Raw genomic sequence first — 8,773 nt, forward strand, 5'->3', positions numbered from 1 at the left:
CATCGCAGGAGCAGCGAGCAGCGAGCAGCGAGCAGCGAGCAGCGAGCAGCGAGCAGCGAGCAGCGAGCAGCGAGCAGCGAGCAGCGAGCAGCAAAAACCACAGCCTTCGACTTGCAAATGGACCCGTCGGCACCGGGTCATTCGTTTCATAAGCTCGACCGCGCGAGAGACACGAATTTCTGGTCCGTGCGTGTCAACGCGGATATCCGGCTGATCGTCCACAAGACGGCTTCGAGCTTCCTGCTCGCTTATGTCGATCACCACGACGCCGCCTACAAATGGGCTGGTCGCAGAAAGCTTGAGCAGCATCCCACGACGGGAGCGATGCAACTCGTCGAATTGCGCGAGACGGTCGAAACTGCGCCGGCAGAACAAGACAGGGGCGTCGCTGCGAAGCCTTCGGCAAAGGTCGCCAAGCCGAAGCTGTTCGATAACCTGCGCAAGCTCGAACTCATGGCGTTCGGCGTGCCTGCGGAATGGGTCGATGAGGTGCGCGCCGTCGACGAGGACACTCTTTTCGATGTCCTGGAAAAGTTGCCGCAAGAGGCTCAGGAGCAGCTCCTGAGACTTGCGGTCGGAGAGAAGGCAGAGCCTGTAAAACCGGCGGAATCCGAAGCCGATCCCTTCGCGCACCCCGATGCCCAGCGTCGGTTCCGTATCATCTCGAACGCGGACGAGCTTCGGCTTGCGCTAGATTATCCGTGGGAGAAGTGGACCGTCTTCCTCCACCCCTCGCAGGAAGCGCTCGTCAGAAGGACATTTTCCGGTCCCGCACGCGTCTCCGGTTCGGCGGGCACCGGCAAGACCATCGTCGCACTGCACCGAGCTGTCCATCTGGCACGCACCAACCCTGAGGACGAAATCCTCCTCACGACCTTCTCGCGGGCTTTGGCGAACGCACTTCACTCGAAGTTGAAAATCCTCGTATCGGCAGAGCCGTCACTGGCCCCGCGCATCACTGTCAAGGCTATCGCTGATGTCGGAGTGGACCTTTACACGCAGCGGTATGGCAAACCTGCAATCGCCTCAGCGGGCCTCATTGATGATCTCATCGGCGAGGCAGCGTCCAAGGTGCCGAGCCAGTCCTTAGCGACGCGGGTGCTGCGAGGGGAGTGGCACGAGGTGGTTGATGCCTGGCAGATCCGGAGTTGGGAGACCTACCGCGACGTTCCCCGCTTGGGACGCAAAACACGACTGGGGATCAAGCAAAGGGAGCGGCTTTGGGAGGTTTTCTCGCTGGTGGCGCTCAAAGCTGGAAGTACAGCAGTTGCTTTCTATTTCGGACGTTTTCGAAAGGCTGACCGACGATCTCGCTGCATCGAAAGCCGAGCCTACGTTTGACTTCGCCGTAGTCGATGAATGCCAGGATCTTGGCGTCGCCGAAGCCCGCTTCCTGAAGCAGCTGACGGCCGGTCGTGCGGACGGCCTCCTCTTCACGGGCGATCTCGGACAACGCATCTTCCAGCAGCCCTTCTCTTGGAAGTCCCTCGGCATCGATGTTCGTGGACGCTCGTCGACGTTGCGCATCAACTACCGCACTTCGCATCAGATCCGGGTGCATGCGGACCGGCTTCTTCCGAAAGCTGTTTCAGACGTTGACGGCAATACGGACAGCAGAGACGGAACCGTGTCGATGTTCGACGGTCCTGCCCCCTTGGTTCTTCCATGCAAGGACACGAAAGCAGAGGTCGAGGCGGTGGCGAACTGGCTTCGTGCACGGCACAGGGAAGGCGTGCGCCCGGAGGAGATCGGCGTCTTCGTGCGTTCCGAGGAAGAGCTTCCTCGCGCTCGATCGGCGCTGGACGCTGCCGACCTGAAATATGTGGAACTTGCCGAGGACACCGAAACCCAAGGCGACGCGGCGGCGCTCAGCACGATGCATCTCGCGAAAGGCCTCGAGTTCAAGGCAGTTGTGGTCATGGCTTGCGACGAGGGCGTCATTCCTTCCGAAGAGCGGCTGGCGAACCTAGCTGACGAGGCCGAACTGGAAGAAACCTACAACACGGAACGACACCTCCTTTATGTCGCGTGCACGAGGGCGAGGGACTTCCTCCTCGTTTCTGGCATCCAGCCAATGTCGGAGTTCATCGAGGATTTCAAGATGAAAGCCTGAGCGGTGCATCTGTCGTCCGTGAGGAAAAGTAAGAAGGCATCTTCTTGAAGGAGCCGACCCGCAGCATTAGCTAAGCGCTGGTTAACGCGGAGGGGGCAATGCTGTTCGACGAGCAAGTGGCAGCGCGCATTGGCGGGCTCTGGGTCACTATATCCGAGGCGTGCAGCACCCGCACCAATCTCTGGGATGAAAGCTGTGTTTGATCCCAGCGGGCAAGCGTTACTATGATGCTATTCAAAGCGGCAGGACGGCTAAAGCGCTTTGAGGAATTCGATGAGTGCCTGGCGCTCTGCTGGCGTGAAGTTGAACTTTTTTACGAGCGGCGAGGTCTTCGCGGCAGCGCGCATGAGATCGTCAGTAGCTTGCTCGTCGTTGAGGGGTCGCGTCTTGCCGCCTCCAATCTCGTAGAAGATGACGACACGCCGAAGATCCGGGATCAATCCGTTGTGCATGTAAGGCCCCGTCTTCGAAACGTGCCGCAGACTGGCCGTGCGGAACCGGCCAACATCGTCCTCAAGCCCTGTCACTGCTTGACGGCCGGGGTCGCCCAGCGGTCTGCCGAGCAGGGAAAGACCGAGATTGTGATAGCGCTCGTCGGTGAGAAGCGGGCCGCTGTGGCAGTTCATGCAACCGGCTTTCGTGCGGAAAAGATGCATACCCCACACTTGTTCATCGGTCAGCGCTGCCGTGTCGCCCTTGAGGAAGCGATCGAAGCGGGTCGGGCGCTCAAGTGTCGTTTCGAAGGCGGCGAGGGCGTCTGCTACCCATGCGATATCGATCTGATCCGAACCATAAATGCTGCGGAAGCGCTCTCGATAGATATCGTCCTTTCCGAGACGCGCGGTCACTGCGCTGAAATCGTGAACCGCCATCTCGATCGGATTCGTCATGGGCCCGAGCGCCTGCTCCTCAAGCTTGGTAACGCGACCATCCCAGAAAAGGGCCGGACGATAGGCGGCACTGAACAGCGGCGGCGCATTGCGCTTGCCACGCTTGCGGTTGTGGCCGAAGGACGAGCGCAGACCATCGCCCCAGCCGAGTTCCTGGTTATGGCAATTCTGACAGGCGATCTGCCCGGATGCGGACAGGCGCGGGTCTTCGAACAGCATTCGGCCAAGCTCGACCTTCGCGATTGCGATACCGCTTGGCTTCGGCCGGATGTCGAGCGGCGCGAATTCGGCGACCTTGGCGTCTGGAAGCAAGACGGGCGCGGGCCAGGCAGCCCGTGCCCTTTCGTAAGCCATGCGAACGCGACCGAGCGCTTGAGCGTCGGGGCCCGACGGAAAATCCGCTACCAGTTGCTCGGCCTCTGCCTTCAGCGAAGCAAATCGCGCCGCTTCCGTGCGAACGACCTCAGCCTTGTGGTCTTGTTCATGGGTGTGAATGAGGAACGACATGGCGACCGCAGCGGCCGCCACGCCGAAGAAGAGACGTCGGGAAAAGAGCACGTGTTTCATGTGATCGCAATCTTCAGAAGGTTGCCTTCGCCCCGACCCAGACCGTGCGCCCGATAATCCAGGGGCGCGCGTTTGTGGCGGTGGCATTACCAGTCTCGTTGAAGACGTTGTCGATACGCCCGTCGACGGTGAAGCTTGTATCGCCCTCCTTGAAGAAGGTGTACGCGCTCGCAACGTCCACCGTGAAACGAGAACTGTAGTCAAAATCCTCGTATATATCGTGGGTTACACCATCGATACTGATTTTTTCTTCTGTGTCGCGAATGCCGCGGAAGGCAAGGTTGTAGTTGCCGAAGATATCGAATGACAACGCGTCGTCGAACCACTTGCTTGTGAAGCCCATCTGAAGGCGCATCGGAATATCGAGGTTTCCAAGCACAGCGCCGAACCCACCGAGTGAGTACGATTTGCCATTGTACCAGATGCGATCGTCGATAAGATCATCCACGTAATAGTTGTTGTGTGAAACCCTCTGGCGGGACCAGGTGAAAGACGCGTTGAAGGCGAGCGCGTCCATGTGCGGGATTGTCAAAGGATTGAGGCGTTTCAGATATTCGCCCGTCACCGACTCATAGAAGCCCTTGCCGTTATTCGTGAGAGTGTACGTCGTGCCGTTAGCGTCGGAGGCATATTGGTCGAACGACCGACGGTCGAGGAAGCGAATACGCCATGAGCCGTCGAGAAGCGGTTCTTTTCCCGCCACGGAGATCGTGCGCTCGTCGCTAAAAGGCGTGTCGAGGCCGGACGCGCTGTTGGTGTAATTGCCGGTTATGGGCCTGGTCGTCCAGCTGTTGCTGACAGTGCCAGAGTCATGCGCTCTGGCGTAGGACTGTCCGCGCGGTTGCTGATCCCGGATGGCATATGCGAGGCTGTTGGCATTATAGTATCGATTGTAGCCCCCAGATACGGATAAGTCCTCGAAAGGTGTCACGGTCGCAACCAGGCGAGGCGCGATGTCAAGATTGTGCATGTAGCTGTCGAGGCTCGCACGCGCACCCGCCCGCACGTTGAACCACCGCCATGTCTGGTCCAGTTCCGCGTAGCTGCCGAAGTCGTGCAATTGGGCGTCGATGTCGTAGGCTTGCCAGATCGTCTTTGTATTTGAGAACTGCTCCTTGCTGCATTCCTCGGACGTTTTGCTGCAATCGAACTGAGAGACCTTCGCGGTGTAAGCGGTTGTGTACTGGCTATAATAGATGAAATCCTCGGGACGCGCGCGTTTCGCATCGGTGTAGGCATAATCTGTACCGAAGGAGAACTTTCCGAGAAAGACATCGCCCGTTACCGCTTCGGACCACGAGACCTGTTTTTGTTTCTGAAGGGAATCTCCCCACGCGCCATCGTAGCAAAGTGTCGCCTGTTTCAGAGTAGGGTCTGTGCGACACCAGTCCGACAGCTCGGTAGACGTCCAAACGACTTTTCCGTTAGCGCCGGCCGGCGACCACTCGGTCTGCTTCATCTGGCGCGCAATATTGCCGCTGGCGTCGTCAGTTGTTTCGCTGCCGCTGTAGCTCATCCGCGAGGTGAGCTTCACATTGCCGAAACTGATACCCGCAAACGCCTGATCTCCGATTTTGTATGTGTTTTCGAGCTTCGCCGTGAGCGTATCCTTGCCGATATCCATCTTGAAATCCCGGTAGGTGTGGCTCTCCCAAAGCTGCCGGTACGTATCGTAGATGACTTCGGCCGAGAACTCGCCGTAACGGGTGTCCGCATTTGCCTTGAAGCGGTAGAAATTCTTGTCTGAATCCTCCTCCGCACGCTGGGAATAATACCGATACTGCTTATCCTTATGGGTGAGAGCCTCTTCATGCGAGACCTGACCCAGGATCGACAGCCAGTCGTTGACAGGGCCGGTGACGGTAAGGCTCCCGCGCTTTTTGATGAAGTCCGGTTGCTGGACATTGTTCGGGTTGGTTTTGGTCTCAGTCTTGAGGTTGTATTCGGCCCAGTCGCTCGTCGAATAGTCGGTCGTGACCGTTGTACGCAGGCGATCTTTGGCCGGTTCGTTCAGTTTGTAGGATACGACGCCGCCCTGGAAGTTACCGTACTGCGCGGACACGTTGCTATCCATGACCGTTGCGGTATCCAGAAACTCGGCCGGTACATAGACCGTCTGCGAGTGAAGACCGTAGATGCGGTCCGCATTAGGAAAGCCGTCAGACAGATCTTCGTCGCCAAAGCGTTCAACACTACCGGCGACGTTGTTGGTCGGCATGCCGTCGATTATGAAGTTGTTCTCGTAAACTCGCGCACCGGAGATGGACATTTCCTTCGGCTTGAGGTCGATAACCGACTGATCGTCATCGCCGCCATCCTTCTTCGCTTCGTTCTGATACTGCACATTTGGAAGGTTTTTCAGGATGGCGTTGGCATCGCCGGTTCCATCCTTCCTGACCTGCAGAAGGTCTCCGGACATGACGGTTGTCCCGGTGTCCGCTGGCGCCGTGCCGAAGAATTGCTGCCCGGCGCCATCCTCCACCACGATCTCGTCCAGCGTCTCACTCCCGTTAAGAGGGGTGACTGCTCCTCCAGCGACAACCTTCGCTGAGGTCGCGGAGGTAAAAGTGTAGGACAAGCCGGTGCCTGCGAGCAGAGTGCGCAATGCTACATCGGGCCTCATGTTGCCTCCTACCGCGGAGGAGCGCTTACCCGATGTCACCGATGAAGCTGCGAAGATTGCAACCCCTGTCTGTCGCGAGAAAGCGACGAGGGCAGAAGCCAGTGGCTGCGCCGGGATGCTGATTTGTCTGCCGGCGCTTTGCTGCGCAGACTGCGCCAAAACACTATCGAAAGACGTTGAAAAGAAGAAACCGACCCCCGCGACGCAAGCCGCGATGGCTCTCGGCGCGCGCTTTACGCGCACGCGTGCCTTACTCATGCCCCAACCCCTTGCCCAGTTTCAAGGAGGCGGCCCAGTGCCTCCATTTACGGAGACACCAGCCGCGGGCGGAGTAATTAGCGGCTGCGGTCTTTTTTTGGGGGCGGTGCTAGTTGGCCACGAGCGCGGTGAACAGGCTCGTTGCGCGGATCACGCGAAGATCGAGGCTTTCCGCTATGGTGTCGAGCGCATCGTCGATACGATTTTTCTCGAAAACTGCGGTGATCCTCTTCTGGCCGGCCACGGCGCTCAGGAGGTCGATGCGTCCGACACGATAGCGGCGCAAATCTGCCAGCACGGCTTCGAGCGGCGTATCGATAAAAACAAGCTGATCGCGCCGCCAGGCCTGAATTGCGTCGAGATCAACGTTTGAAGGAGGCGAGACGGCTTTCCTGTCGAAGCGCACTATCTTGCCTTGCTGAACGGACGCGGTATTACCACCCGCCGATGTGACCGACACGCTATGCTCGGCGACTGCGACGGCTACCGCGTCGGTGATCTTCACATTGAATGCGGTGCCCCGCACTTCGATCTCGCCTTGAGCCGTCGCAACGATGAAAGGTCGCGCAGCGTCTTTGGCGACCGTGAAAAACGCCTCACCTTCAAGAAGGCGGACTTCACGATGCGTGGGTGAGAAAGCCACATCAATAGCGGTCGCCGAGCCAAGCTCGATTTCCGAATGGTCGTCCAGAAGCACTGTGCGGCGCTCGCCGATGCCCGAACGGTAATCCGCGAAACTGTGTGGCATCCATGCCCATATCAACAGCGCGCATAACACAAGCGCTGCGGCCGAAACCTTCGAACCGAAGGACAGCGCACCGCGGCCGATGACGTGGGGTGGCGGTTTATGCGAGGGCATCAGCAGCGAAACGTCTTCCCTGCCTGACCCGCGCAGGACTAGAGATTGTGGGGACACATGATCGAGATTGCTCCACAACCGTTCGATCTCACCCCATGCGCGGGCGTGAGCCGGGTCGGCATCGCGCCAGGCAAGAAAGCGCTCACGATCCTCGTCGGTGGCGGAAGCGTCGCGAAGCAATACGAACCACTCAACGGCGTCATCTTCGACGGAATGTCCATTCTTCGCGGCCATAGGAATTCTCGGATGGCAATATGCATCAATGAAGTCGAAAAGTTTCAGTGTTCCTGGAGACACGCCCGAAGGCGGCCAAGCGCCTTCACCATATGCACCATCACGGTGTTTTTTGCGATGCCGAGATGTGCGGCGATCTCCGCATAGCTCAGCCCCTCATATTTGTGAAGCAGAAGGACTTCCCGGCAGCGCGCGGGCAGTTCAGATATAGCGGCTTCAAGCGCCGCTATTTGCTCTTGTGAAATTATCTTGGCATCGGCGAGCGGCGCCGCATCTGCCACATTGTCGTCAACCTCCGCGCGCGGATCAATGACCGCCGCCCCGCGACGCGTCCCTCGCATGGTGTTGCTGGCAACCGTTTCAGCTACCCTGTTGATATAGGCTCGCTTGTCCTGAATATCGGCACCTGAAAGGCGCAACAGGCGAACGAAGGCATCCTGCACAGCGTCGTCTGCGGAAGACGCCGATAATCCTCGTCGTTGCAATTTGCGCTTTAGCCTAGCTTGCTCGTTCGAGTATAGAGCGGCGATACCGAAATGATCGATGGTCATGATAAGGAGGTGGCCAAACGCACAAAAACGATTATTGCGTGAATATCGCAGGAAAATTTATTACGCAATATCAATATATTATAACTATTATAATAATATCTCCGTCCTCGGTGCGCTTTCCTTGGTGTGCGTCTTAAAACATGTTGCAGGCATTGAATCGGTTGCGTTTCCCTGGCGGCGATGTGGACGAACGAGAGCCGCAGTTTATCCGACCGCAGCCAGCTTCGCTATCCGAGCGACTTGACCGATGAGAAATAGGCGCTCATCGAGCCGCTGATCCCGCCGGCAAAACGCGGCGGCGGCAAGTGGACGGTCGTCAGGCGCGAAGTCGCGAACGGCTTGAGTGTATGTCCTTTCCACCGGCTGCCAGTGGTTATGTGATACCGCGCAACTGCGCGATACCAGCCCAACAGCGGCCTTTATCGACAGCCAGAGCGTGAAAGGCGCTGAAGAAGGGGCGCTGCATCGATCTTGCGGGTACGATGCGTGCATAATCTATCACGGGCATAGCGCAAAATGGCCGGCCGCCGCCTTCCTCAAGGTGCTCGTCGCCGCCGTTCCCTACAAGGTGCACACCGTCTTGACCGGAGCGAAGGTTTATCCTGAGCGACAAGCGCCAGGTTCGGCGTTCAGTTCGTCCAGCGCGGCAGGTCCGGCGACTTCGTCGTTCAGGTCTCC

At 58.4% G+C, this 8,773-nt stretch carries 7 protein-coding genes and 1 pseudogene; 3 read left to right on the plus strand and 5 right to left on the minus strand.

Going from position 1 to position 8,773, the window contains the following annotated elements:
- Positions 1 to 309, minus strand: a 309-nt coding sequence (locus T281_RS19595) for a hypothetical protein (RefSeq protein ID WP_245269253.1), incomplete at its 3' end; no start/stop codon positions are given.
- 30 nt (positions 310 to 339) lie between these two features.
- On the opposite strand from T281_RS19595, the gene T281_RS19600 reads away from it, so the two are divergent.
- Complete coding sequence (locus T281_RS19600; protein ID WP_245269254.1) at positions 340 to 1,341, plus strand: UvrD-helicase domain-containing protein; 1,002 nt, start codon at positions 340 to 342, stop codon at positions 1,339 to 1,341.
- Positions 1,268 to 2,113 (plus strand): 3'-5' exonuclease, encoded by an 846-nt coding sequence (locus T281_RS19605; protein WP_245269255.1) that lies wholly within the window; start codon positions 1,268 to 1,270, stop codon positions 2,111 to 2,113. The genes T281_RS19600 and T281_RS19605 overlap by 74 nt, the downstream gene beginning before the upstream one ends.
- Before the next feature lie 251 nt (positions 2,114 to 2,364).
- Here the strand turns inward: T281_RS19605 and T281_RS14395 are convergent, their stop codons facing one another.
- The 4 genes from T281_RS14395 to T281_RS14410 form a co-directional block, all read right to left on the minus strand.
- Positions 2,365 to 3,570: a cytochrome-c peroxidase gene (locus T281_RS14395; RefSeq protein WP_052037527.1), complete on the minus strand. Its 1,206-nt coding sequence runs from the start codon at positions 3,568 to 3,570 to the stop codon at positions 2,365 to 2,367.
- Positions 3,571 to 3,583: 13 nt separating this feature from the next.
- Positions 3,584 to 6,451: a TonB-dependent receptor gene (locus tag T281_RS14400; RefSeq protein ID WP_081796824.1), complete on the minus strand. Its 2,868-nt coding sequence runs from the start codon at positions 6,449 to 6,451 to the stop codon at positions 3,584 to 3,586.
- Between the two features lie 109 nt (positions 6,452 to 6,560).
- The gene (locus T281_RS14405) at positions 6,561 to 7,544 is read right to left on the minus strand and encodes a FecR family protein (RefSeq protein ID WP_037240756.1); all 984 of its coding nucleotides are present in this window, start codon (positions 7,542 to 7,544) and stop codon (positions 6,561 to 6,563) included.
- Between the two features lie 44 nt (positions 7,545 to 7,588).
- Complete coding sequence (locus T281_RS14410; protein ID WP_013418907.1) at positions 7,589 to 8,095, minus strand: RNA polymerase sigma factor; 507 nt, start codon at positions 8,093 to 8,095, stop codon at positions 7,589 to 7,591.
- A 180-nt stretch (positions 8,096 to 8,275) separates the two neighbouring features.
- On the opposite strand from T281_RS14410, the pseudogene T281_RS19610 reads away from it, so the two are divergent.
- Positions 8,276 to 8,582: pseudogene (locus T281_RS19610) on the plus strand (transposase); the annotation flags it as partial.
- Positions 8,583 to 8,773 lie beyond the last annotated feature (191 nt).

It is taken from the genome of Rhodomicrobium udaipurense JA643 (assembly GCF_000636015.1).
GTDB lineage: Bacteria > Pseudomonadota > Alphaproteobacteria > Rhizobiales > Rhodomicrobiaceae > Rhodomicrobium > Rhodomicrobium udaipurense.